The sequence below is a fragment of the Lysinibacillus sp. RS11 genome, from assembly GCF_042019215.1.
Lineage (GTDB): Bacteria > Bacillota > Bacilli > Bacillales_A > Planococcaceae > Lysinibacillus > Lysinibacillus xylanilyticus_A.
This window is the reverse complement of the sequence record NZ_CP168124.1, coordinates 1,613,149-1,637,218: the sequence shown is the minus strand read 5'-3', so window position 1 is coordinate 1,637,218 and position 24,070 is coordinate 1,613,149. Positions and strand designations below refer to the sequence as shown.

Sequence of the window (24,070 nt, the reverse complement as noted above, 5' to 3'; positions counted from 1 at the left end):
AAGAAAAAGAGAAATCAAAGTCATTTGAGTTCTCTTTTTTCTTGGATTCATTGAGTTATTCTTATTCTCTACCCTACTTCTCTGCTAACAGGTATCTGCGACAATATGGTGGGTAATTCAAAATACTCCTCTTCCATTCGATCAAGAAAAGGAAGTCAGTAGGTCCTGTACGCATATCTGTTGGATTCGGAAAAATAGCGAAAGCGAGTGCGAATAGTCCTTCAAAGACTCATGCTGTTCGTACTACCAGCGATCGTGATAGATTCCCTGGCTTACGAGTTATGGCATAAAATCTTATTTATACATTATAGGATGACATAACATTAAGCTACTCTTTTTTAGTTTTAATATTGTCAATATACTTTTTTGCTTCGACTAGTCCTAAACCAGTTTTTTCTCTAACATGGTTTACTATTTTAGTATTGTCTATGTTAGATTTAATCATGTTTCGGACTTCTGAAATAAGTTCAGGGTTTTCAGAATTGATAGTGACAAGTTTTGTTTGATTTAATTTTTTATTTTTACTTAAAAGAACACCTATAATACAAACAGCACATAGGGTTATTATAAATAAAGATAATTGTGTAGTCATATCTCTCTTGAACCCTCCCTCTATTACTTATTTTTATAGATTACATGCATTTTTTACATTTGTAAATCCAGTTAGTTCTGCAATTAATGCGGATAAAGCAGCTATTTTTTCTTTAGCAGTTGTTGCTCCAACTAATAATTTAGCTGTTTCTATTGCGCCACCTAATTCTTTAATATACTTTTTAATTTTAGTTAATTTAGCAATGGGAATAGCGTTCATTAAAACTAATTCTCCAATAGCTAAACTACAATCCCACCACCCACGTGGCTGTTTAATCATAGGTGCTTTTTCCCCGATTTCGGGATTGTAAACACTAGATGTAATACCTCTATCGTTGAAGTATTGATTAATAGCTTTAGAGTCTCCTGATTCTAACAATTCATCGGGGATCTCTTCTATAGCTTTTAATGTTTCGATCGGTTGTTTAAGTTCTTTTGGTGTGGGATCATCATAATTTTCTTGAGCACTAGCTATGCCAGGTGGAAAAATAGATAGCATTAAGGCAATTGACATGAGCCAACTAAAAGGTTTATACACTTTATTCCTTAATTTAACATTCATACCAAAACCTCCAATTTACTTTTTCAAGATGCTCGATCTCTAGTTATCTAAATTTTCGAAATATAATATTGGTATTTTCTCTTTTTTTTACTTTCTCCGGAGTATATTGAGCTTATCATTAGCTATAAAAATTTCAAAATCAATTTTCGACGGTAATTGAACAAAAATTGATAAAAGTCAGAAAAATTAAGATTCAAAGATATTATAAATATCTTCAAACCATACAGAATATTGACCCGAAAAATTTAACGAGGTTAAAGCTTAGGAAATGTTTGTAAAGATTGCTCCTCTATCACTTCCTTTCACTTACGTGCATAAACACAATTAGTTGAAGAGCTGCCTGAATAAATTCTGTGGGAAAGATGACCTGCAATCAGTCGGAATAAAACAGAGGATTTCACTGAACCACCTAAAAATTTAACATTTACCTCGGTAGGAGTTTCAAAAGGCGGGGCAAAAGTAAGTGAAGATGAAGTTAAATGAATGTAAAATGGGGTGAAGTTGAAGAGTCATTGGAATTGTATACTAAAAATAATTAGATTTGTCTTATTGGCATTTTATGTCCTTTTTTTAATCCAGATTTTAGCTATTCCATAAAAGGGCGGATTATGGAAAGATATAATGGTTTTAATGTAAGCCCGTAATCAAATAACGCATATAAATAACCAGGCACCTCCGGTACGATGATAAATGTATCAAAATTAGAGGAGGTGCTTCTTTATGTCAACTACCAAACTAACAATTGTCCCTGTGACACTAGATCCGATCACTGACAACTCTTCATCAACAACTTCACCACAAAACTCTCCTGAGCCGAGCTGCATCATTAAAACAACTAGTGCTGAAATTTCCTTCTTTAATGGCGTAGATGAGCGCATCATCCAAACGATCCTGAAGGAGTTGAATAATCAATGAAGCAAGATTTTACGAGCGTGCAGAACATCTACATTATTTGCGGTAAGACCGATATGCGTAAAGGTATCGACGGTCTCGCAGCACTCATTCAGGATTCTTTTAAACTCGATCCATATAGTGATTCCATCTTCTTATTTTCTGGAACGAGTAAAGACCGTTATAAATGTTTGTATTTTGATGGAGATGGCTTCGCCATACTTTATAAACGATTAGATAATGGCAAACTGCAATGGCCAAAAGATGAAAAGGAAGTACGTAACCTTTCACAAAAGGAACTTCGCTGGCTTTTAGAAGGTTTATCGCTTCAGCAACCAAAGGCAATTGCGAAATCTGCAAAAGGTGTCTTTTAAATTTACTTTCTAAGATGGTATAATCAACCATAACTTAGATTGAACGAAATGTGGTGAATGATTTGATGAGCACTTCTAACGAAAAAGTGATTCAACTTCTTGAAGAACAACTTGCGTATATGAAAAACCAAAACAAAGATTTATCGAAACAAATTGAAGTGTTAACAGAACAAGTTCGCCAATTAACAAAAGCTTTATACGGTTCCAAAACGGAAAAATCAAAGTATCAAGCACCAGACGGACAAGGCTCTTTATTTGAGGACGATCCGTTTTTTAACGATTCTGAGCAGACAGAAGAACAAAGCACGCCAACTGTTACGTATACCGTTGTCCGTAAACTACATAAGAAAAAACGGAATGATTCTTTTCGTGATGGGATTGAAATAGAAGAAATTCACCATCATCCCACCAATACACAATGCGACTGTTGCCTTGGCCAAATGACCGAAGCCGGTACAACTATTGCGCGTGAAGAAGCAAAATTCATTCCGGCAAAAATGATGCGCATCCAGCATATTGAACATCCCTACGAGTGCAAGCACTGTAAAATGGATGCCACAAAAAGCACAAATGAAACGTGGGAAAGCCCCACAAGCTGCCATTCAGCGAAGTATTGCGGGACCTACCGTTCTAGCAAAACTGATCTATGATAAGTTCATCCAATACTTGCCTCTATACCGTAAGGTAAAGGAGTGGGAACGATATGGCCTGCTTACGAATGATAAGAACTTATCAAACTGGGTGATCCGTGCAGCTGAAGATTGGCTTCTACCGATTTATGAACAGATGAAGCAGACATTAACAGCAAAATCCGTTCTACATGTAGATGAAACCTATGCGCAAATAATCAATCGTTCAGACGGAAAATCCGGTCAATCGAACGCCTATAATTGGGTGTCCCGAAGTGTGCCAAGTCAAGGACCGATCATCGTTCTTTTTCAAAGTGCATTATCGAGAAACCGTTCTGTATTAGAAGAATTTATAGCTGGTTTTCAAGGAACTGTGATTTGTGATGGTTATTCTGCATACGGGAATCTACCTGATGTCACGTTCGCCAACTGTTGGGCGCATGTGCGACGCTATTGGCTGAAAGCTGATAGCAAAAACGGGCAAATTGGCATTGGCGTGGATTACTGTGATCAACTGTATCACCTAGAACGTCAATTCAAGCATCTTTCACCAGGTAAACGCCGAAAATCACGGCAAAAACATTCAAAGCCGATTGTAGAGAAATTCTTAAAATGGGTGGATGAATCGCCTTTCTTCGGAAAAAATGCCTTAGCTAAAGCTGCCGAATACACATTAAATCGTGTACATGGATTAAAAGCTTTTCTGTTCGATGGTAGGATTGAAATCGATAATAATCCGGCTGAAAATGCGATTCGTCCAAATGTGATTGGTCGTAAGAACTGGCTTTTCTCTGTTAGTGAAGCAGGCGCTAAAGCGAATGCCATCTGTTTAAGTTTGGCTGAAACGGCAAAAGCAAACGGCATCGATTTCTATCAATACCTAGTGACGTTAATGACAGAATTGCCAAATTTACCGATTCATCAGCAGCCAGAGATTTTAAAGAATTACATGCCTTGGTCGAAAAAAATCCAAGCCACATGTGCAAAATAGCCATCTATCCGAAAAAATTCAGGGTAGATGGCCATTAGTCGTGCGTACTGAGAAGGTGCGCTTATTTTTTTATATTTCGGGCTTACGTTTTAATTGGAGTCTCTGAACTTGTTTACGTGGAATACCTGATTAACTTATTTTTATGTTCAAATACAAAGCCCGGAAAACTTTACTGTTCGTAAAATACCCCGGGCTTCTTCTATAATTTAATTATTTTTGAGGTTTTGTCTCAGCCTCTTTGCTTTAGAGTTGATACAGCTTCGTATACTTTTCTTGTAAATAGTTTGCTAAATATTTAGCATTTAAGCCTTCCCCTGTCGCCTCCTGTAGTAATTCGAAAGGCTTTTTCAGTGCACCATATTGATGTACTTTATCTGTTAACCATTCCCGAATTGGCAGAAGCTCACCCTTTTCTAACAGCTCATCAAAGTTTGGAATATCTTTATCCATGGCATGCTTCCATTGCGCAGCATAAATCATGCCTAAAGCATAGGATGGGAAATAACCAAACATGCCTCCTGACCAATGCATATCTTGTAATACGCCTATTGCATCTGTTTCAGGACGAATACCTAAATATTCTTCGTACTTATCATTCCATACTTGCGGAAGATCCTTTGCTTGAAGATCGCCATTGAATAGGTCACGTTCAATTTCATAACGAATCATAATATGTAGTGGATATGTTAACTCATCCGCTTCAATACGAATAAAAGAAGGCTCTACCATATTAATTGCTCGAAGGAAATCAGCTAAAGCTATATCTCCAAACTGTGCAGGTGAATACTTTTGAAGGCGCTCATAGTTATGCTCCCAGAACTTTTCGTTCCTACCAACAAAATTTTCATAAAATAAAGATTGCGATTCATGGATACCCATAGATGTACCTGTTGCTAATGGTAAACCACCAAGCTTAGCATCGATGTTTTGTTCATACATGGCATGTCCACACTCATGAATTGTGCCAAAAATTGCTGAACGGAAATCATTTTCATCATATTTCGTTGTAATACGATTATCTCCATGATTCAACCCAATCATAAATGGATGCACACTTTCATCCAAGCGACCTGCCTCAAAATCATAGCCCAGTTGCGTTAACATTTCTAATGATAATGCACGCTGTGACTCTCGCGGGAAATGCTTAAATAACATACTTGTATCTGGTTTATTTGGTGAAGCTGTGATTTTTTGCACAAGAGAAACAATTGTTTCACGTAATTCACCGAATACTTGGTCTAAAACTTCTGTCGTCATTTCAGGTTCATATAAATCTAATAATGTATTGTATGGAGAACCGTTTTTAATACCCCAATATTGAATAAATTTCTTCTGGCAGCTTATGATGTCCTCTAAATAAGGTAGGAATGAAGCATAATTATTAGTTGCTTTTGCCTCTTCCCAAGCTGTTTCTGCTTTTGATTGTAAAATAACGTATTCCTTATATTCATCAGCAGGAATTTTTTTATTTTGATCGTAATTTTTGCGTACTTCTTCCACTAAACGCTGCGTAACATAATCGAGTTCTGCCTTTTGTGCCTCTAGAACAGTTAATAACTCCCCTAATTCTTCACTAGTTTGCATATCAAACAAGGAGGCGGATAATGTTCCAACTACCTCTGCGCGTTGTGCTAATCCCTTCTTAGGTGCACCAGTGCGCATATCCCAATAAATCACATTGAGTGCTTCTTCATAGTGCTGCATTTTTTTCACATAGTCTGTAAATTGTTGTACAGTCATACTATCATCCTCCTTTTTCACGCTACTAGTTTATCATATTTTCGAATATTTTGTATATTATGGACGAACTTCCCTTGTATAAATGGTAAGAAAATTTAATCTATTACCGCAGGAATAATATGCTCATTAATTAATAACCATCTATCGCGTGGATTCATCATAAATTCTGAGGTAATTGCCACAACCATATTCATTTTCGGTATACAACAAATCATATTGCCTCCATCCCCTATTGCTGCATATGTAAATATTCCATCTTCTTGTCGTAGCCACCATAAATACCCGTAATGATTATCGTTCAACTCTGTTGATTCACGAATCCATCTCTCTGGAAGAACCTCATTATTACCCCAAATACCATTGTTTAAATAGAGGTAGCCAAATCGTGCCATATCACGAGTAGTTAAAGTTAGCCCCCATCCACCTGTCGAGTTACCGTTTGGATCATGAACCCACCCTTTCACGTTTTTCCCGAATAAATCATCAAACCCATATGCATCCATTCGATAATCAGGAATTTCTTTCATGCCAAGCGGTGTAAATAAATGTTCATTCGCGAACGCACGAGCATTCTTGCCTGTACTTCGAGTAAGAATGGCTGACAGTAAATGAGCCCCTGCTGTGGAATACTTAAACATGCCCACATCCCCCTTTTCCCCCATAATATCTAGCGTATACTGTACCCAGTCCTGTTGCTGACAAAGTATATCTAATGGTTCCTGCCAATCCACAAATGGATATGGTACCGTCATCGTAAGAAGATGACGTAAAGTAATGTCATGTTTTTTAGCATCTAGACTATAGTCAGGAAAAAAATCCAACACTTTCTGTTCAACGCTTTTAATATATCCTTTAGCAATTGCGATACCAATAAGTGCAGATAGGACACTTTTTGTTACAGATGCTACATGATGAGTATCCTCACGACCTTTACCATTAAAATATTTTTCATAAGCTAAACTACCATTTCTGACAATAACAATGCCATTTATATTGCTATACTCACATGTTATCGTCTGCTCTAGCTCGGAAAGCTTATTACTGTCCATCTTTACGTTCTCCGATTCTACCATTTGCCAATTGATTGTTGTTTGCATAGGAACCTCCCAATGTTGGTTTTGTCATTTCTTCTTTACAGGAAAATATACCTCTGTTACATAATTTTCAGGAACTTTTGCTTGGTTTGGATCTGTTATGTATATTTCATATGGCGGCAATATCAATTCATAACCTTCGTTTTCGATCCACTTCATTAAATTAGCATAGACAGATGTTAATTCTGAATATGCCCCCTTTAAAACAGATTTAGCACAGAGGCTTCCAGGCAAATCTCTCGTTCCTTTGACAGACTCAGCTATTGGAATAGCGAACTCAGTATCATTACCAGTAGGATTAAATTCAGGGCTGTGGTAAATCGTCATCGGCTTACCAAGTAAAGTGAGCTGCTCCGTCGCAATCTTTTCATATAGCTTGCTAAAATGGGTACCATATCCCGATGCATAGTCATCACTGCTCATTATGAGTCGCTTATGAAGGATATTCATTGGCTTTGTTTCAACCAACTGTACTTCGATAGCGTCAAGGTACGACATGATCGGTATCCCCTTTTCTAAGTTTGCAATATCATGACTTAGTTGTTTTACAAGATATTCAAAAGCCTTTAGTTTTTCTTGAATCGCATTTCTCTTATGGTTAAGCGCCGAACAAAGCATTTCTTCGGATTGATCCTCTTCTAATTCCAGCATAGTTTTAATTTCTTCAAGAGAAAAATGATACGATTTTAACCGATTGATATAGAGCATCCTTTTAAGTTGTTCGATGGAATAATACCTATAACCGCTTTCAGCATTTATCTCATCTGGGTTAATTAATCCAATTTCATCGTAATAGCGAAGTGTTTTTGTAGATACACCACATATTTTCGAGAATTCTCCTATTGATAGCACAAAACCACCTCACTCAAAGATTTGTTATTGCTACAATTCATTTATACACCTTCCCCTTAGGGCAAAGTCAATCAAGATTTATGCTTTAACTGTCCTTGACTAAAAACTTTTATTGACCGTTTAGTACAAAAAAGGATATTCTATTAATGTATATGGGAGGTGGATAAATTTGAATAAACGAGGCAGACCCCGAGAGTTTGATTATTCCTCAATTGTAGATGTCGCCATGAAAACTTTTTGGATAAGAGGATATGAGGGCTGTTCTACACAGGATTTATGCAATGATACTGGACTTGGGAAAGGTAGCTTATACAATACTTTTGGTAGTAAACATGAACTGTATAAACAAGTATTAGAACGTTATCATGAGTTTGGAATAAAGGAACAGCAGGAATTATTAGCAGCTCCAATTGCATTGAAAGAACGGTTAAGTAATCTTTTCGAATGGGCACTGAAAGAAGACTTTGAGAATATTGATCAAAAGGGTTGTTTGTTAATTAATGCCGGTGTGGAAAGAGCTAAAAACGATGAAATGGTTCAAGGTATTTTCTCACGGCATGTCGAGCTTCTTAAACAAGCAATTGAAAAGGTAATGGAGGAAGGATTGCAAACTGGCGAAATTTCAAAAAAGCAAACAGCTGAGGAATTAGCTAGTCTATTTTTAAGTAGTTATTACGGGTTCCGTGTTTTGAATGTTTCGATGCAAAATAGGATGTTGTCTGAGCAGATTATGAAAGGAACTTTGGACTCTATTTTTGGCGCTTAGTGCGCTCTTTTTTAGCATCATTTTTGTACCGAACATTACAATAATAAATTAAGGAGTGTTTTTATGCCATCGATTATTTATTTACTAGCTCTAGCAATTTTTTGTATGACTACATCTGAATTTATGGTTGCAGGTATGATGAACGAACTTGCTCTTGCATTTCAGGTTTCTGTATCCTCAATCGGGTATTTAATTACAGCTTATGCAGGAGCAATGGTAGTAGGAGGACCTATTTTAACTGCAACTCTTCTACGAATACGCAGTAAACAAGCATTATTATTTTTAATGTTTGTATTTTTAATCGGCCAGTCGCTCGGAGCTCTCGCTTGGAACTACGATAGTATGATGATTTCACGTATTATTACTGGTATCGCTTCGTCTTCAGCTTTTGGTGTTGCCATTTCCTTTTCTGCAACATTGGTTCCCCCTAATTCAAGGGGAAAAGCTGCTTCTATTGTTCTTGCTGGTTTAATGATCGCAACAGTCATAGGCTTACCTATAACGACAGTTATCTCACAAAATTTTGGTTGGCGTGCGAGTTTTTGGTTTGTTTCTATTCTAGTACTAGTTTCCGGGATTCTGATTCAATTGTTACTACCATCATCGCCAAACAAAGCACGATTAAACTGGAAAGACGAGCTTATGCACTTTAAAAATATTCATCTTTGGGCAGCGTACATAACAAGTATGTTTATTATAGGTGGTACGTTTGCGGCATTTAGTTATTTTACGCCGATCTTTACAAATATCACAGGCTTTTCAGGTGCAAACATTCCCTATTTACTTGCTCTCTATGGTAGTGCAACAGTCATTGGGAATATAGTGATTGGTAAGTTTGCTGATAAATATACAATGGAAACACTTTTGAGTGGATTGATTATTTTAATCGTAGCATTGTCTTTATTTGCTTTAGGAGCTGAAAATAAATATATTGCAGTTATTACTACTATTTTTATTGGCTTTACTGGTGTAGCAATGAATCCAGCTATGGTGGCGCGAGTGATGAAAGCAGCTAATAATGGCACGATGATCAATACCATTCATAGTTCTTTTATTACGCTTGGTATTGTTATTGGTTCTTCACTAGGAGGCTTAGGTATTAGTAAAGGATATGGCTATATATCACCACTGTGGATTGGCGTTTGTTTAGCTACCCTAGGGTTACTTTCGTTATTCCCATATTTACATAAAAGAAAGGAAATTTAATGGGGACTGCATCACATGTGTTTCGGTGACTACCAAGCCGTTTTTCAGCAGGCGTGCCTAAACATTCACCCTATCTTAAATTGCTCAATTTGAGTTGTATATACTAAAGAAGCTCTCCTCATCGTTTTCACGAACTAAAGAGAGCTTTTGATTCTATATATACGGGGAGTTTTAACTAGCTTTTAAGTGTACTGTTCGGTTTCCAATCAAACATTTTTAAGAGCTAAAATTTATGACAATAGATATATAGTTGGGGATCCAATATATCATATTGACGAATAAGGTCTGATTACCTTATTTAGATGTTTTGGCAAATTTGTATTACTTGATTGACGGCTTCTGCTGATTGATGGAGCGCCGTTTTTTCTTCATTTGTCAGGTGCAATTCAATGACTGATTCAATGCCATTGCCACCCAATATTGTCGGTACCCCTAAAAATAAATCATGGTAACCATACTCACCTTCTAAAAGGGCGATAGAAGGAATTATTTTTCGCTGATCTTTCATAATGATTTCTACCATTTGAGCACATGCTGCAGCTGGTGCATAATAAGCACTGCCATTCCCTAACAACCCAACAATTTCTCCGCCACCTTTACGTGTACGTTCTACGATTTGCTGCAGTCTGTCTTGCGGAATTAATTTTTCTAATGGGATACCCCCAGCATAGGAATATCGAATTAAAGGGACCATTTCGTCGCCATGTCCACCTAAGACGAATCCTGAAACATCTTCTGGAGCAATTTGAAGCTCTTGTGCTACAAATGTATTAAAACGTGCTGTATCTAACACACCTGATTGGCCAATGATACGATTTTTTGGAAAGCCTGTTTCCTTATAGCAAACATAAGTCATAGCATCTACAGGATTGCTTAATATAAGAACGATGCTGTTAGGTGCATAGTGTTTGATTTGTTTAGAAACTTGTTGAATGATTTTCGCATTCGTCGTCACTAAGTCATCACGACTCATACCAGGTTTACGAGGGATACCAGCTGTAATAATGACAATATTTGCTCCAGCTATATCCTCATAATTACTCGTTCCTTTAATGGAAACATTAAACTTTTCGATTGGTCCTGTTTGTAATAAATCAAGCGCCTTTCCTTTTGTCGGATTTTCCGCTTCTGGAATATCCAACAGAACAACATCTCCTAGCTCTTTTTGGGCTAAAAATAAGCTTAATGTCGCGCCTGTATGACCAGCTCCGATCACAGCGATTTTACTTTTTCGAAATGTCATTAAGCCTCACCTCGATTTTCAGTAGCAGCTGTTTCCGTCGTTTTTTTAGCACGCGTTGATGTTGTAGTCGGTGCTGGCTTTTTCTTTGGTGCTTCTGGTCCTTTAATCATTTGGAACACATCTTCATCAGGTCTCGGAATAACATGAGCGCCTAACAATTCACCGACACGCATTGCTGCGGCTTTTCCAGCTTCTACTGCTGCTTGGACAGAACCAACATCACCTTTCACGACGATTGTCACAATCCCACCATCAACAAACTCTTGCTTGACGATGGTTACATCTGATGACTTAATCATCGCATCAGCAGCTTCATAAGAGCCTACTAATCCTTTTGTCTCAATCATTCCAATAGCGCTACTCATTCTCTTCACCTCGCATAACTTCCGTAGAATCAATAATACCTATAACAACTGCATCGATAGGTAATGGATTGTCTGTCATAATATATCGTGATGATCCACCACTCGTAATGAGCACATCATCTCCAATTCCCGCTCCGATCCGGTCAGCTGCTACAATTTCTGTGCGAATCGGCTGTTGATTGGAATCGATTGGTTGAATGATTAATAATTTTAAGCCATTCAACCCTTCCTCTTTACGTGTTGCCCATACACTTCCTATCACTCTTCCCATCAGCATGAACATCACCCTCTTTATTTTGCATGAACTTTTCTAATTACTAGAGCGAATTGTTAACGTTTTATTCAACTCTCTTATTTTGTCATAAGCCAATGCTGTCACAATTGTTTTTTTAGGAACAACAATTTCCTTTGCTTCTATTTCAAGTACTTCTACCTGCGAAAGTAGCTTCTTATCAAAATGATAGATTGATGGTTTGTCAGCTTGACTTACGACTGGTGGGAGTTCTTTGATATTCATTTGTTCATTCGCTTGAGCATTGACCATTTCTGCAAAGGCACCTTGTTGGATTAAACCTGCATTTGCTTCATCTGTATCGATATGCATCTCCAATCGATAACGCTCAGAAACACGAATTATTACATTTGATAAAATAATGGGTCTTATACCCTCAACTTTGATTTGCACTGATTGTCCATCTGCTACTTGGAACCGAGCACTGTCAGCCGGTGACATATGAATATGAGCTTGCGCAATAATGAGTCCTTCATTTAACACGACACTGCCCTTTGGACCAATAAGTGTAACCGGGCTAGAGCCTTTTATATCTCCTGATACTCTTAAAGGTGGCTTAACCCCTAATTTCATTGCGTCTGTCCAGCTAATTTCTACTTGAGATAATGAACGAGCTGGACCTAAAATGCGTACTCGCTCAATGGACCCCTTTGGACCAGCAATAACAACTGTTTCCTCAGCAGCAAACTGGCCTGGCTGTGAAAGCTCAAACTTAGGTGTTAATTGATAATTCTCACCAAAAAGCTGCTCCACTTCCGCTTGTGCAAGATGTACATGTCGTGCTGATACACCAATAGGAATTTTTCCGTCATGTTGATGGGAAGGCTGATTTTTCAAGACTTGCTGCAATACTTCTTCAACAATTTTTTGGACTAAATTTTCTTGCATCTAACCTCCTCCTTACGTTAATGATCTAACAATTCTTCCTTGCGCTTGCTGTTCAATAAAGCCCGCGTTCGCTTCATCTGTATCGATATGCATCTCTAAACTAAAATCGTTCGACACACGAACTACGACCCCACGAAATGTCACCGGTCGCTCACTATCCACTTCAACACATACTAGTTCATTATTTTGTACGTCCAATGCCAACGCATCTTCTTCCGTCATATGAATATGTGCCTGTGCAATAATGACACCCTGCTCGATCATTATTTCTTTTTCTTGATTGATTAATTTGATGCCAGCTGAACTTTCGATATCACCCGATTGCCTTAAAGGAGGGGTTAATCCTAATTTCATTGCATCTGTTCGACTGATTTCCACCTGTGTTGCCGCTCTTACAGGACCTAATACACGTACATTGTGAAGGACACCTTTTGGTCCCTCAATGGAGACACGCTCTTTTGCTGCAAACTGGCCTGGCTGCGAAAGTTCAAAGTCCTTTGTTAGCGCTGCATTTGGACCAAAAAGTGCTTGTAAATCCTCTTCACTTACATGTATATGCCGAGCTGAAATGGCCACAGGAAATGATTTTGTCGCTGTTTTCACGTTAGCCACCTCTATATCTTCATTACTGTTGAAAATGAATGGGCAGGATGAGGCACAATGTGATGCATCCTGCCCTTCCGTTTATGATGTTCTTTCCGTTGCTTTGATGATTCTATCCGTTGGTTCGACTTTTCTTTCCGTCGGTTCGGAGCTTCATTCCGTCGCTTCGGCTTTTCTTTCCGTCGCTTCGACTTTTCTTTCCGTCGTTCCGGACCTTCTTTCCGTCGCTCTGGCTTCATTCCGTCACTTCGACTTCTCTATCCGTCGCTCCAGGGTTTCTATCCGTCGCTTTAGCTCTTCTGTCTTTAAAATTTAAGCTTCTGCTTTTGGTAAAATCATTTCTAATTCATGGTGTGGACGTGGGATTACATGTACTGATAAAAGTTCTCCTACACGTTGTGCCGCTGCAGCTCCTGCATCAGTAGCTGCTTTTACTGCGCCTACATCACCACGAACTAATACAGTAACAATACCGCCACCAACATGTACTTTTCCTACTAAATTAACGCTAGCAGCTTTCACCATTGCATCTGCTGCTTCAATTGCTCCTACAAGTCCTTTTGTTTCTACCATTCCTAATGCTGTACTCATTTGTCATTCCTCCAAATTATTTATTTAATGTTATTTGTTTTAATACTTGATCTACAATTTGCTGCACCATCGCTGTATCAATAGATGCATCTTGTTCCTTGATACTTTCTACAACTGGATTTGTTAAGAATTCTGGTTTTGGCACCTCTACATCTTTAATGCCATAAGCCATACGTTTAATATTTAATAAATGTCTCGCTGTAATGTTATCGGACGTAATATTACCACCAAACGTGCCGCATCCTAATGTGAAGGAAGGTGCTAATCCAGTAGTTCCACCAACAGCTCCAATAGAAGATAATGTGTTGATCACAATTCTGGACACTGGCAATTCAACTGAAAACTGCTCAGCTAAAGCCGCATTTTCTGTATGAATCGAGCATGTATGACCGCGCCCACCAATGTTTAGTAAATCAATCATCACTTGTTTTGCCTCTGTGCTGTCCTCGACTGTGTATAATGCAAATATCGGTGACAATTTTTCAAGTGAAAATGGAATGTTTTTGCCAATCATTGTTTCCATCCCAACGAGTACTTTCGTATCTTCTGGCACGGTAATACCTACAGAATCCGCTAAGCATGCAGCTGATTTCCCTACAATTTGAGGATTTACTTTTCCTGGGATAGGAGAAATTAGCTTCTCCATCTTCACCTTCTCTTCATCACTCAAAAGATAAGCACCGTTTTTCTTTATCTCTGTTAACACTTGCTCTGCAATGACTTTATCTACAATAATGGATTGTTCCGTTGCACAAATTGTGCCATTATCAAAAGATTTACTTTGTACAAGCTGACGAACAGCCTTAGAAATATTAGCTGATTTTTCAATGTAAGCCGGAACATTTCCTGGTCCTACGCCGTAAGCAGGTTTACCTGAACTATAGGCTGCTTTCACTAGCGCACCGCCACCAGTCGCTAAAATCAAATGAATATCTGGGTGCTTCATTAGTTGCTGTGTAGCCTCCATAGAAGACATCGTTAAACAGTGTAGCAATCCTTCTGGTGCTCCTGCTTTTTCTGCAGCAACTCTACAAATCTCTAAAGCTTCCTTTGTACAGTCGACCGCATAAGGATGTGGGCTTAATACTAGAGCATTTCTAGTTTTCAATGAAATAAGTGTTTTAAAGATTGCTGTTGATGTTGGATTTGTCGTTGGGACAATGCCCGCGACCACGCCAAACGGACTAGCGATCTCTGTAACTTTTTTCATGCGATCGAAACCTACAACACCAACTGTCTTTAAATCTTTTATATCTTCGTAGACATCTCGAGAGGCAACCTCATTTTTCATTTTTTTATGATTAGGTATACCCATCCCTGTTTCCTGAACGGCCATATTTGCCAAACGTTCTGCTTCTTTAAATGCGGCATCAGCAACAGCTTTGACGATACTATCTACTTGCTGCTGTGAATACTGCATGTAAGCAGCCTGTGCAAGATTGGCACGTCTCACGGCGTCTCTCATTTCTTGAATTGCTAATAAATCTTTATCTAATGTGGCCATAAAGCCCCTCCTTTCTATACAACTGGGTTTCTCGCTAAATTCTCAATAGCTTCTCTAAAAGCATCTGCTGCAGCTTGGCAGGAAGATTGGCTACCACTTAATAAACCGCCACCGTAATTGGTTTCAGATGGTGGACCAAAGAAAACCTTTAGCTCTACATCTGCCGACTTTAATGCAGCATCTAATCCAACAACAGCCTCAAGTGGTGGTGCTATTAAATAGGCAAGAGCAGTTCCAGCCTTAACATTCGCCAACTCTGCCAGATACGTACCACAGCTTGCTACAGTATGTGCAAAGAGAGCGTGGTTTTCATTTTGAAGAATAGCTTCAAAATACGCATCAAACTGAATTTTCTGCTGAATCGCATCTAAACCACTACGTATTTCATCAGGCGAGCTACCAGCAATGATGCCAATGACCTCACCAGATAATGGCCCAGATGCATGTGCCGCTCCAGCATAAAAGCTTTTTGCGTAAACAACATCAACATCTGCTTTTTTCGTCGCTTCATCTAATGCTACATATCCAACATCATCTATTGTGAGAGTTACGAGTCCAATGCTATTGTGATATGGCTTTAAATCTAATTGCTCTGCTAATTCACTATTTACTCTTGGAATGATTTGCATTGCCAAAATTTCAGCCATAATTTTTTGAGGATTCATTGTTTGGCCCCCTAACCTTCTTTTGCCACAAGACCTACTCCACTTGCCTTGTAATGCAATATTTTTTGAACGACTGTTCCTAAATAAGCACCTGCCTCTAATGGCGGGATACCACCTTTATGGATGTTCGAAACGACCATTCGATCAGCTTCTACTGTGCCAATTCTAGGTTGATAGCATATATAGGCACTCATTGACTCAGCTGATACAAGTCCAGGACGCTCACCGATTAAATACACGATGACCTCTGCTTGTAAAAGCTCGCCTATTTCATCCATTAGTGCTACACGCCCTTTATCAATATAGAAGGTAGTTCCGATTTCAATCTTTAAATTACTCAGACTTTGCTGTAACGCTAAATAAACATCTTGCACATTCTCTTCAATCGCACTAGCGCTTAATCCATTAGAAATAATGATTTGTACTTTAGGATTTTTTTGGCATTTTGATTGAAGAAGTGCCTTCGATTCATCTGATAAACGGCGACCTAAATCCGGTCTAGTAATGTATTCTTCCTTATCTGTCACTTTAGTTGTTACTTGAAAGACGTTAAGCTTTTGTAATAGCTCTTCTGTCACTTCTCCATATACTGCATCAACTGCCGCTGCGTGATCGAGTCGGAATTTCAGCCAAGTTTTTGTTTTTGGTCTTGTCCCAGCTCTCCCAACACCTATTCTTGCTGGTGTATGTTTTTTAGCAGCTTGGACACTTTCAGACACTTCATCCTCTTCAAATTTAAATTCTGTGATAGGTACTGAAGTATAAGTCGATTCATCATTACTTGCGCTGTAATATGATTGTTCATGATTACTTGATTCACTATGATAAAGTTTAATTAATGGTTCATTTGATTGTTCAATTGTGCTCGGGCTTACTACTTCATCAGCATAATTAGCATTAGCTACCGTATTGTGAAACTTAATAAGTGTTTCCTTTTGGTTTTCTGTTGGCACAGCTGTATCATGATAAGATTTGTCTGACGCATTATTGCCCATCTTTTCCATAACTAACTGTGTAATCATCGAAACTAGTTGTTCATTCAATGGATTCACCTACCTTTCAAATATAGATAAATCGCCAGCTCTTGCAGATAGACGACCATTTTCATAAATGCCCATTTTTTCTAACCATGCTAGATATTCAGGAGCTGGTTTTTTACCAAACGTTTGAAGTAATGTTGCGACATCATGGAAGCTCATTGACTGATAGTTCAACATAACATCGTCGCCCATAGCTGCAGCGATAATAAAGTTTACACCTGCTGCTGTTAGTAAAACACTTAAATCTTCAATATCATTTTGGTCTGCCTTAATATGGTTCGTGTAACAAATATCCACGCCCATTGGGAGACCGTGCATTTTACCCATAAAGTGATCTTCAAGGCCCGCACGTATAACCTGCTTGTTATTGTATAAATACTCAGGTCCAATAAAGCCAACAACGGTATTCACAATATACGGATTAAAATGTCTAGCAAATCCGTAATTGCGCGATTCGAGCGTTACTTGGTCAATGCCCATATGTGCCTCAGCAGATAGCTCCGAACCTTGTCCTGTTTCAAAGTAGAATAAGTTCGGGCCAGTTCCTGTTCCATGCTTTTTCACAAGCTCCTCTGCTTCTTTTATTAGGTCAGCAGAAATACCGAACGAGCGATTAGCAATTTCCGTTCCAGCAATACTTTGGAAAATCATATCGGCTGGTGCACCTTGTTTAATGGCTTTCATTTGTGTTGTAATGTGTGCTAATACACAGTTTTGTGTAGGAATCGACCAATCATTGATAAAGTCCTTTGTCGCATGCAATACTTTTTTCACACTTTCAACAGAATCATCTACTGGATTAATACCAATAACCGCATCACCAATACCATAAGACAATCCTTCTTTTAACGAAGCAATAATACCGTCAATATTGTCTGTTGGATGATTTGGCTGCAATCTCGAGGAAAGTGTGCCTTTTTGTCCAATCGTAATATTGCAAGTCGACAGTATTTCTACTTTATTGGCAGCATGGACAAGATCTAAGTTGGACATAAGCTTTGTAACGGCCGCAATAATTTCTGAATTCATGCCCTTGCTTAATCGTTTTAATTCCCGGTCGCCTGTTTCATTGGATAAAATATATTCTCTTAGCTGCTCGATACTCCAGTTTTTAATTTCTCCATAAATTTGCTCATTAATATCACCTTCAATAATGCGTGACACTTCATCATTCTCTTGAGGAACTAATGGATTTTCTCTTATATCTTTTACTAACAGCTCGCTTAAAACAGCCTTTGCTGCAATTCGCTGCTGTACAGATTCAGCTGCAATGCCAGCTAGCTGATCACCTGATTTTTCTTCATTGGCTTTGGCCATTACATCTTTTAATGAATTAAAATTATATTTTTCTCCACCAAATATCACCGATAATTTCACATTCATCCTCCTTACTTTGAGTGGAAAGCAAGTGTTTTTACAACGACCGGGACTACACCAGATGGTAGTACTTCCCCAATGTCAATATAATCACCCGTTTCAACTTTGATTTGATCAATGCAAATAATGTGAACTGTTGGATTCAGTGCTTGAATCGTTTGCCCAATAATCTTTGCATAATCTGATTGAATGACTATGATAATTGGTATTTCCTTGGAGCTTCTCGTTGCTAAGTGCTGCAAAATGGCTTTACTTATTGCGTGGACATCTTGAAAACTTAAATAAGGTAACTGACTAAAATAGAGTGCAAATGGAGAGCGATTCTCTTGTGTAGAAAATAAAGCATCGGCTCGTTCTACAGCTGTCTTTATCGTATAGTCGAACTTATTTTTGTCCGTGTCCATATAGCAATTGAAAACAGGCACATTTTTTAAAGGCAATACATCCGCATCAACCTGGATTGTTGCACCACTAATTTCAGTTATTTGGGTACCTGCACCCGTCACTGTTGCCCGTGCTGTTTCCTCTGGCTTTAGCCATAAAAAGGATTGCAATTGCTCGTGCTGTAAAAGACTTTTTGCTAATCTTTCGCCGATATCATCATACTGGCGTTTTGTGCAATCATTTTCATAAATACAGGCTGCTACTCCACCAGAAAAGACGACTGCTTCAACTGGTTTATCCCAAGTTGGCAAATGCCCTAACAATAACGGATGCTCTTCATCTGTTAATTGTCCACTTAGCGTCATCGCTAATGTCGCCACCATTTCTTGGATAAGTTGTGTGACACGAGCATCCTCTGCTGAATCACCAACTTTTAATGGATTTGACCATTTTTCCATAAGTTTCATAACCGGTGGTGAAATCGAATGGACAATTCCGTTCTGAAATTCTATTAGTCTTCCACCGACATGCAATGTACACGTACCAATTACTTCTCCGAACTGCATGACCGCAATATTTGCTGTTCCACCGCCGATATCGATATTGGCAATTACTTTGGCAGTATTTTTAGACTGTTGTACGGTACCTGCACCCTTTGCGGCAATGATGCCTTCCAAATCGGGACCAGCAGTGGCCACTAAAAAGTGTCCGGCTGTATCTGCAATCGCATGAACAACCTCGCTGGCATTTTCCTTTGTTGCAGATTCGCCTGTAATAATAATGGCACCCGTTGATATGTCTGCTGGTGCAATTTGGGCCAATTGGTATTGCTGAAAAATAAATTGTTCAATTTTTTCCATATCGATTATTTCTTTATTGATAAACGGTGTTTTAATAATAGGACTTTGATGTAGTACCGTTTTTTCAATAATTTCTATCCGCGGCACATGTGTTACACCAGCAACATTTTTCAACAGAAAACTACTGACAACCATTTTTGTTGTACTTGTACCAATATCAATGCCTGCACTATAAATTTTTTCTGTCTTCAATTTACTCCTCCCTCTCGCCACTAATGGCTATACATGAGATAAGGACTATCACGATCCTTCACAAATTGACGAATTTCTTCGTCAGACTTGAGCTGAATAAGTGGTGCAATAAACTCAATACCTAGCTTTTGCCACGAAGAGGTTTTCACAATAGGACCATGTGTCATGACATTTTGTAATAACGCTGTTGCTCTTTCTACATCTGCAAGAGGTGCATCAATTTTTGTAATGACACCAATTTGAATTTTCGGAATTCCTAAGCTAAATTGCGGTGGAAAAACACTCTTTGGTGACGTGGCATCCTGCAAGTAAATCACATGTGTCACTTCAAGCGATGTTGCCATAATGTTTCTGTAATACATCGGATTTTCTATATATTCTCCAGGTGTATCGACAATCCAGTCATCATAAACGAGTGCCTGTGTTTTATTGGCTTGTCCATCTTTCCCCAATAACGCATTCATCAGTGTCGACTTCCCTGCTTGCACACCACCTATGATCATTACTCGATTTTTCATACGGCACATCCTATGACTTAGTTATTTTTGATGGCGTATAGCCTAGCATCTCTGATAAAAAACGATTAATTTCTAACATCGCCATTTCAACCTCTGACACACTGCCAACAATAACGAGACTGCCAGTAAAGCGATCTAAAAATCCTAGTCTTACATTGGCTGCCTTTGTTGCTAAATCACCTGCGATAATAACTGTTTCACTCGGTGTACATGTCATGATGCCAAGTGCACCCGCTTCTTGAATGCCTAGCTTTTGAAACATATCAGGGTCAGGATTAGCTATTAGATGGCTCAATGTTAGTTGCTTACCGGGCACAAACTCCTGAATAAACCGTTTCTTCTCTTCACTCACACGTCATCACCTCTTTTAGGTTTATTTACTTAAGACTTTTGATCTGTTAGATATTCACCTTCTTTAATAATGCCTGCCTCGCGATCCTCTTGTTCTAGCCTTAAAGCTGTTGGAACAGATAACTTATAGGCTAAAATAATAGCGATCACACCCGCTAAAAACTTACCAGCAATAACAGGTAAAATAATGGTCGGCTGGAAATTCGCTGTAAAGGATAAATGATCTCCTAGAAGGAATGCTGAACAAACACCAAAGGCAATGTTAATAACTTTATCTTTCGGTGGCATATGTCGAACGAGTGTAAACATGGCCAAAATATTAGCAATTGTCGCTAAAAGACCTGCGCTTCCTACTGACGATAAGCCTAATTTTTTACCTAGTGCTTCTAGAGGTTTCGATGCATATTTTCTGATCAAATACACCATTGGGAATGCACCCGCTAGCATAATACCGATATATCCAGCCGTTTCTAATGCACGGAATTGATCGACTTTATCTGCCATGATTGGATCAAAGCCCCATGCACCAAAGACCTTTGTAAAAATACCTGTGAAAATTTCTACAATCGAGAACACTAGCACAAGCTTGATAGCAGCATCCATCACACGTCCAAAAATCATGAAGCCTTTGATCATGCCATTTGGAATTAGCTTGAGACCTAACGCAATTAACACGACGAAAATAAATAAAGGCAATAAATTAATTAGTATTTGTAAAACTGAAATGGCAAAAACATATGTTGGTTCCGCTGTTGTACTAATCACTTCACGAACCTCTGTATTAAACGTCACAATCATGATGGAAGAAATAAATGCGCCAATCGGAATTGTTAAAACACCCGCCATAATACCTAAAGCCATATATTTATGATCACGCTTATCTAACATGGCAAGACCCATTGGAATAGAGAAGACGATTGTTGCACCGGACATAAATCCGACAACTAGAGCCATGACCCATCCTTCATAGGACTCTTTTAATGCATTTGCTAATTGATATCCTCCCATGTCCGAAGCTAAAATTGTCGTTGCCGCAATGGCAGGATCAGCACCAATCAACTCAAAAATTGGACTAATAAAATGACTTATAAACCACGTTAAGTAAGGTATAGCTGCCATGATCCCTGCAGCAGGTACAAAAATATGTCCAACCGTATGAATACCATTCATAAACTCTTTACCGATACCATACTCAGCATCCCGAATTGCTCCGATTGCCCCTAAAACTGCACATATCATAATAATATAAACGATTACCGTTCCTATCATTGCCATCCTACTCACCACCCCTTTATTTTTTATCTTTCTATATGAAAAAAGACGCATTAAAGAGAAAATCTCTTTAAAGCGTCTTTGCTTCAACTATTTACTTGTAAAGTATTGATAATGCGCCTTGCAATAAGCACCATTTCCTGTTGAGTCTGCATACTCTCACTTCGAATTTTTTTATAAGCCTCGTCCTCACTAAGATTTTCTGACTGCATCAGCAAACCTTTTGCGCGTTCGATTATTTTTCGCTTTTCTAATTCTGTTTGTTTATGCAGCAAATCCCCGTTAAGACGGTTGAACTTATCAATTTGATGAAAAGCTACTTCCAACGCTGGAAGGACATTTTTCTCAGAAAACGGTTTCATAACATAGCCTAAAATATTGTCCTGCTTCATGTATAGTAACAATTCTTTTTCACTATAAGCTGAAATAAATAGTACCGGTATACCGACCTGTTGTTCGATAATTTTACTTGCCTTTAAACCATCCAGCTTTGGCATTTTAATATCCATTAAGATTAACTGAGGCTTATGTGTAAAAGCCAATTCAATTGCTGATTCTCCATTATTCGCTTGTGCTACCACTTCGTAGCCGTTATCTTCTAGCATTAACTTCAAATCCATCGCAATTAGTGACTCATCTTCGACAATCATAACTTTCCTAGTCATTTAGGATAAATACCTCCTCACTTACAGGAAACTGAATTTGAGTATGTGTACCTTTTTCACTAGGGATAATTGTAAATGTGCCAGCTAAATCATATTCAACAAGCCTTGTAATAATCTCCATTCCAAATGATGCCTTTACCTCTTGCATTCCAACGCCGTTGTCAGAAATATGAAGTGAAATAGTGGAAGCATCCTGCTGAAATTGTATATCGATTGTTCCCTCCTCACGACCAGTAAAAGCATATTTCAATGCATTTTGCAGTAGCTCACAAATGATTAACGCGAGCGACACAGCTTTTTTAGCATGACAAAATAGTTGTACATTATCGTGATGAAAGGTTAATTGAATAGACGGTGTGTTGGATGTCCCAACCATTTTATGTCCAATCTTTTTAGACAACGCGATAACGTCTACTTTCTCTTCAGCGTTATCCTCATTTTCTAAAATAAGTTCATAGACAGATGAAATACTATATATTCGATTTAAAGCTTCTTGAAAAGCACTGGCATTCGAAGCTGACAAATCATTTCGCATTTGCAAACGTAATAAGCTTGTAACTGTCTGTAAATTATTCTTCACACGATGGTGAATTTCTCTTATTGCAAAAGTTTTCATCATTAGTTCATTTTCTTTTAGCTTAAGCTCTGTAAGATCATGAATCATGAGAAGTGTCACTTTATCATTTTGACTGCGAATAGGAATTTTCTTTACAATAAAGGATTTACGATCAATCGTAATTTCTAAGAAAAAGACATCATCGCCTTTATCATAGACTTCCTGTAAAAAAGGTAAAATCTTATTCAATGCAACGTTGTCAAAACGTTCTAGCCCCGATAGCTCTGAAATAAATCGGTAACCTGCAGGATTGCTATAGATGACTTTGTTTTCATGATTTGTGAGAATAATTGATTCTTCTAACAAATCAGAAACGACTGGAATCGGTTGATAATTGTGCTCTACGCTATGCTCAATTAACGCAAATGGCATATTCCGAAAATCATCTTTAGGTGTTGTTTGCATCTCTACCTTTTTTTCCTGTATTAACACTGCAATGACCTGTTGTTGATCATTAAAGAGAGGGATAACGTTTTGTTCAACAGTTATTCCTTCCTGTGTGATTGCTCTAGTAATTGACGATTTTTCTTTATGTTTAAAAGAAGCAAATACTGCTGGTTCAAAGCTTTCAAATACAAATTTGCCAATTACGGATTTTTCGTATAAGCTCTTTTCTTTTTTTGGGAATGCCTCTGCCACAACAATTGCATGCGGTAAGTTTTCCATCATACAATCTATGAACATATAACAATCTGTCAACTCAGCATAATATGTTAGTGTAGCTTCTATTTCTATTAACTTTTCTATATCTGTTGTAGATAAGTTCGTAAATTTTCTACACAATGATTGAATGTTCGACAGGTTCAAACCCCCCTATCACTGAATAATCAGAATCGAATTATTCTTAAAATTTCTTGTCATCATTATAAACCTTTTGTAAAATCATTTTCAATATAAAAAATAATTTATTTTAATAATTTCCGTTGCATTACAAAGAACTATATAGCT

Annotated in this window: 26 protein-coding genes and 1 pseudogene; 6 read left to right on the top strand and 21 right to left on the bottom strand. The window is 38.1% G+C overall.

Annotation, left to right across the window (positions count from 1 at the left end; translation table 11 throughout):
- Positions 1 to 328: 328 nt before the first annotated feature.
- Together AB9L17_RS08085 and AB9L17_RS08080 are read right to left on the bottom strand one after the other, a co-directional pair.
- On the bottom strand, positions 329 to 592 hold the full coding sequence (locus AB9L17_RS08085; RefSeq protein ID WP_068982730.1) for a hypothetical protein: 264 nt from the start codon (positions 590 to 592) through the stop codon (positions 329 to 331).
- A 33-nt stretch (positions 593 to 625) separates the two neighbouring features.
- Complete coding sequence (locus AB9L17_RS08080; RefSeq protein WP_068982731.1) at positions 626 to 1,153, bottom strand: hypothetical protein; 528 nt, start codon at positions 1,151 to 1,153, stop codon at positions 626 to 628.
- Positions 1,154 to 1,873: 720 nt separating this feature from the next.
- Between AB9L17_RS08080 and AB9L17_RS08075 the strand changes: the two genes are divergently transcribed.
- The 3 genes and pseudogenes from AB9L17_RS08075 (at position 1,874) to tnpC (ending at position 4,038) form a co-directional block, all read left to right on the top strand.
- Positions 1,874 to 2,068 carry a hypothetical protein gene (locus AB9L17_RS08075; protein WP_068982732.1) on the top strand — a complete coding sequence of 65 codons (195 nt, stop codon included), beginning with the start codon at positions 1,874 to 1,876 and terminating at the stop codon, positions 2,066 to 2,068.
- Positions 2,065 to 2,418 carry an IS66 family insertion sequence element accessory protein TnpB gene (gene tnpB, locus AB9L17_RS08070; RefSeq protein WP_068982733.1) on the top strand — a complete coding sequence of 118 codons (354 nt, stop codon included), beginning with the start codon at positions 2,065 to 2,067 and terminating at the stop codon, positions 2,416 to 2,418. The genes AB9L17_RS08075 and tnpB overlap by 4 nt, the downstream gene beginning before the upstream one ends.
- A 65-nt stretch (positions 2,419 to 2,483) precedes the next feature.
- Positions 2,484 to 4,038, top strand: a pseudogene (tnpC, locus tag AB9L17_RS08060) (IS66 family transposase).
- A gap of 243 nt (positions 4,039 to 4,281) precedes the next feature.
- Here tnpC and AB9L17_RS08055 read toward each other — a convergent pair.
- The 3 genes from AB9L17_RS08055 to AB9L17_RS08045 all read right to left on the bottom strand — a co-directional run bounded on the left by AB9L17_RS08055 (position 4,282) and on the right by AB9L17_RS08045 (position 7,724).
- Positions 4,282 to 5,778, bottom strand: a complete 1,497-nt coding sequence (locus AB9L17_RS08055) for a carboxypeptidase M32 (protein WP_068982734.1) — start codon at positions 5,776 to 5,778, stop codon at positions 4,282 to 4,284.
- Between the two features lie 95 nt (positions 5,779 to 5,873).
- Complete coding sequence (locus AB9L17_RS08050; protein WP_375200360.1) at positions 5,874 to 6,875, bottom strand: serine hydrolase domain-containing protein; 1,002 nt, start codon at positions 6,873 to 6,875, stop codon at positions 5,874 to 5,876.
- Between the two features lie 24 nt (positions 6,876 to 6,899).
- Positions 6,900 to 7,724 carry a MerR family transcriptional regulator gene (locus AB9L17_RS08045; RefSeq protein WP_375200359.1) on the bottom strand — a complete coding sequence of 275 codons (825 nt, stop codon included), beginning with the start codon at positions 7,722 to 7,724 and terminating at the stop codon, positions 6,900 to 6,902.
- Between the two features lie 169 nt (positions 7,725 to 7,893).
- On the opposite strand from AB9L17_RS08045, the gene AB9L17_RS08040 reads away from it, so the two are divergent.
- Both AB9L17_RS08040 and AB9L17_RS08035 read left to right on the top strand, forming a co-directional pair.
- On the top strand, positions 7,894 to 8,490 hold the full coding sequence (locus AB9L17_RS08040; RefSeq protein ID WP_068982737.1) for a TetR/AcrR family transcriptional regulator: 597 nt from the start codon (positions 7,894 to 7,896) through the stop codon (positions 8,488 to 8,490).
- A 63-nt stretch (positions 8,491 to 8,553) separates the two neighbouring features.
- Positions 8,554 to 9,696 carry an MFS transporter gene (locus tag AB9L17_RS08035; RefSeq protein WP_375200358.1) on the top strand — a complete coding sequence of 381 codons (1,143 nt, stop codon included), beginning with the start codon at positions 8,554 to 8,556 and terminating at the stop codon, positions 9,694 to 9,696.
- Between the two features lie 298 nt (positions 9,697 to 9,994).
- Here the strand turns inward: AB9L17_RS08035 and mdh are convergent, their stop codons facing one another.
- Genes mdh through pduL form a run of 5 tightly spaced genes read right to left on the bottom strand, consistent with a single transcriptional unit; the run spans position 9,995 to position 13,087 of the window.
- Complete coding sequence (mdh, locus tag AB9L17_RS08030) at positions 9,995 to 10,939, bottom strand: malate dehydrogenase (protein WP_375200357.1); 945 nt, start codon at positions 10,937 to 10,939, stop codon at positions 9,995 to 9,997.
- Entirely contained in the window at positions 10,939 to 11,304 is a 366-nt protein-coding gene (locus AB9L17_RS08025) for a BMC domain-containing protein (RefSeq protein WP_068982740.1), read from the bottom strand. The genes mdh and AB9L17_RS08025 overlap by 1 nt, the downstream gene beginning before the upstream one ends.
- Complete coding sequence (locus AB9L17_RS08020) at positions 11,297 to 11,581, bottom strand: EutN/CcmL family microcompartment protein (protein WP_068982741.1); 285 nt, start codon at positions 11,579 to 11,581, stop codon at positions 11,297 to 11,299. The genes AB9L17_RS08025 and AB9L17_RS08020 overlap by 8 nt, the downstream gene beginning before the upstream one ends.
- Positions 11,582 to 11,614: 33 nt before the next feature.
- The gene (locus AB9L17_RS08015; RefSeq protein ID WP_068982742.1) at positions 11,615 to 12,484 is read right to left on the bottom strand and encodes a phosphate propanoyltransferase; all 870 of its coding nucleotides are present in this window, start codon (positions 12,482 to 12,484) and stop codon (positions 11,615 to 11,617) included.
- A gap of 12 nt (positions 12,485 to 12,496) precedes the next feature.
- Positions 12,497 to 13,087 carry a phosphate propanoyltransferase gene (pduL, locus tag AB9L17_RS08010; RefSeq protein ID WP_068982743.1) on the bottom strand — a complete coding sequence of 197 codons (591 nt, stop codon included), beginning with the start codon at positions 13,085 to 13,087 and terminating at the stop codon, positions 12,497 to 12,499.
- 34 nt (positions 13,088 to 13,121) lie between these two features.
- Here pduL and AB9L17_RS08005 point away from each other — a divergent pair, with 34 nt between their 5' ends.
- Positions 13,122 to 13,403: a hypothetical protein gene (locus AB9L17_RS08005; RefSeq protein ID WP_375200356.1), complete on the top strand. Its 282-nt coding sequence runs from the start codon at positions 13,122 to 13,124 to the stop codon at positions 13,401 to 13,403.
- Here AB9L17_RS08005 and AB9L17_RS08000 read toward each other — a convergent pair.
- The 11 genes from AB9L17_RS08000 to AB9L17_RS07950 all read right to left on the bottom strand — a co-directional run bounded on the left by AB9L17_RS08000 (position 13,400) and on the right by AB9L17_RS07950 (position 23,929).
- Positions 13,400 to 13,678 (bottom strand): BMC domain-containing protein, encoded by a 279-nt coding sequence (locus AB9L17_RS08000; RefSeq protein WP_004269321.1) that lies wholly within the window; start codon positions 13,676 to 13,678, stop codon positions 13,400 to 13,402. The genes AB9L17_RS08005 and AB9L17_RS08000 overlap by 4 nt on opposite strands.
- A 16-nt stretch (positions 13,679 to 13,694) precedes the next feature.
- Positions 13,695 to 15,182: an aldehyde dehydrogenase family protein gene (locus AB9L17_RS07995; RefSeq protein WP_375200355.1), complete on the bottom strand. Its 1,488-nt coding sequence runs from the start codon at positions 15,180 to 15,182 to the stop codon at positions 13,695 to 13,697.
- A 14-nt stretch (positions 15,183 to 15,196) separates the two neighbouring features.
- On the bottom strand, positions 15,197 to 15,847 hold the full coding sequence (gene eutL / locus AB9L17_RS07990) for an ethanolamine utilization microcompartment protein EutL (protein ID WP_068982745.1): 651 nt from the start codon (positions 15,845 to 15,847) through the stop codon (positions 15,197 to 15,199).
- A gap of 11 nt (positions 15,848 to 15,858) precedes the next feature.
- Positions 15,859 to 16,890 carry an ethanolamine ammonia-lyase subunit EutC gene (gene eutC / locus AB9L17_RS07985; RefSeq protein ID WP_068982746.1) on the bottom strand — a complete coding sequence of 344 codons (1,032 nt, stop codon included), beginning with the start codon at positions 16,888 to 16,890 and terminating at the stop codon, positions 15,859 to 15,861.
- Positions 16,891 to 16,899: 9 nt separating this feature from the next.
- Positions 16,900 to 18,270, bottom strand: coding sequence for an ethanolamine ammonia-lyase subunit EutB (locus AB9L17_RS07980; protein ID WP_068982747.1), 1,371 nt, complete (start codon positions 18,268 to 18,270; stop codon positions 16,900 to 16,902).
- A gap of 5 nt (positions 18,271 to 18,275) precedes the next feature.
- Positions 18,276 to 19,700, bottom strand: coding sequence for an ethanolamine ammonia-lyase reactivating factor EutA (locus AB9L17_RS07975; protein ID WP_375200354.1), 1,425 nt, complete (start codon positions 19,698 to 19,700; stop codon positions 18,276 to 18,278).
- Between the two features lie 20 nt (positions 19,701 to 19,720).
- A complete protein-coding gene (locus AB9L17_RS07970) occupies positions 19,721 to 20,218 on the bottom strand; it encodes a EutP/PduV family microcompartment system protein (RefSeq protein ID WP_083226864.1) in 498 nt (165 codons plus the stop codon).
- Positions 20,219 to 20,228: 10 nt separating this feature from the next.
- The gene (eutS, locus tag AB9L17_RS07965; RefSeq protein WP_053593758.1) at positions 20,229 to 20,570 is read right to left on the bottom strand and encodes an ethanolamine utilization microcompartment protein EutS; all 342 of its coding nucleotides are present in this window, start codon (positions 20,568 to 20,570) and stop codon (positions 20,229 to 20,231) included.
- A gap of 29 nt (positions 20,571 to 20,599) precedes the next feature.
- Positions 20,600 to 21,844, bottom strand: coding sequence for an ethanolamine utilization protein EutH (gene eutH, locus AB9L17_RS07960; RefSeq protein ID WP_068982750.1), 1,245 nt, complete (start codon positions 21,842 to 21,844; stop codon positions 20,600 to 20,602).
- A gap of 83 nt (positions 21,845 to 21,927) precedes the next feature.
- A complete protein-coding gene (locus AB9L17_RS07955; RefSeq protein ID WP_068982751.1) occupies positions 21,928 to 22,506 on the bottom strand; it encodes an ANTAR domain-containing response regulator in 579 nt (192 codons plus the stop codon).
- Positions 22,499 to 23,929 (bottom strand): histidine kinase N-terminal domain-containing protein, encoded by a 1,431-nt coding sequence (locus AB9L17_RS07950; protein WP_223554560.1) that lies wholly within the window; start codon positions 23,927 to 23,929, stop codon positions 22,499 to 22,501. Before AB9L17_RS07950 ends, AB9L17_RS07955 begins: the two co-directional genes overlap by 8 nt.
- Positions 23,930 to 24,070: the final 141 nt, after the last annotated feature.